Source organism: Endozoicomonas sp. SESOKO2 (assembly GCF_024606245.1).
Classification (GTDB): Bacteria; Pseudomonadota; Gammaproteobacteria; order Pseudomonadales; family Endozoicomonadaceae; genus Endozoicomonas_A.
In genome coordinates, this window is sequence record NZ_JAHHPQ010000787.1 from 1 (window position 1) to 1,289 (window position 1,289).

Annotated in this window: 1 protein-coding gene; it reads right to left on the minus strand. The window is 41.7% G+C overall.

What is annotated here, in order from left to right:
• Positions 1 to 348: 348 nt before the first annotated feature.
• On the minus strand, positions 349 to 1,289 hold a 941-nt coding region (locus KDK17_RS18745; RefSeq protein ID WP_257288785.1), incomplete at its 5' end, for a hypothetical protein.

Sequence of the window (1,289 nt, forward strand, 5' to 3'; positions counted from 1 at the left end):
GAATTGTTATGACTCCTATGGAGCTTGAGGAAAAATAGCAGTGGGCTCAGGATGTAGCAAGAATGGCTCTGTAGGTAACAGGCATAACAGGCAATGGGGTCTCTGTCATTATTCTCAAAAAGAGACGGAAAAGTTTACGGTGGGGCTTCTATTCCACTGCCTGTGAAGTTTTGGTGTGAAATCCCGCAGCGCTGGGTTGTCGAACCCTCATTTTCCTGATTAGAAAACTGCCGCTGTTTATGGAAAAATACTGAGCGTAAACTGATCACAAGTCTTCAATTTACGCATTTGGGCTTTATGCTACTCTTGTACCTGCCCAATAAGTCGGAAATGTCCTATTCCTCAGGGTCAGTTACTTGATGACTGTAATATATTGTTTTGTTTTTCATAATGTCTGAAATGAAAATTTGACTTTTTTGTCTCTCCAAGAATAAGGGCAGAGGTGCCTGAGATCGAGTGAAAAAAGGCCAACCACTTAGAAAGATTTACGTTGTACCTTTTGAATGCGGTGCTCATGGCCTCCCGATTATTATCGTACATAACCGTCAGATCGGCCGTTCCCAGAAGTGCGAAGAAAGTTTTTTTCATGTGTTCATTTTTTTCAATCTTCTGTGTCATTATCGTATCCCGGAACAGCTCACGTTCGTTGTCACGGCGATCATTAAGCGTCTCGTAAGCCCATAAATAATAGTGGACCCAGGTTGACTTTGTGCGATGTTTCTTTAATAGAGCACTACTTATAGCCTCATAATTTGGCTGAGATTCGAGCCGGGGCAGGTTATAAACGAATGCATCAAAACCGGTTTCAGGTTGTGGTGTTTTCTGGAGCGCTTGAAACGATGTTGTATACTCATTCCGGCTTAGCTCATAGCTTCCGGCATTCTCTAATAATTGATCAATATCAGAGGCTCTTACCTCTGATGATATATCAAGTACTTCGGGTTTACCTATTATAAAAGCCTTGACAAGCCTTAAATACTTCTTAATGTTTTCCGGTCTGCCACTATTTTTGATTTCACTGTCCAGAAAAAAAACATATTGCTTTGGTCTTTCTTTAATGATTATCTTCCTTGCTTCCTCCAGTGGTTTCAGAAGTATTCGTTCTATACTGTCCGGGTCGCTTACCCTGGGAAATAACGCTTGCTCAGCTTCAGAGTCATCCTTGCTGAACACAAACTGGATGTTATAGTTTGCAGGTATAATCAAAAGATACTTTGTGATCATTGCCGGCCAGCCAGCCTGTGGGATGTGCAGAAGATTAAACCGTTCATCAGTAAAGATTCTGATGG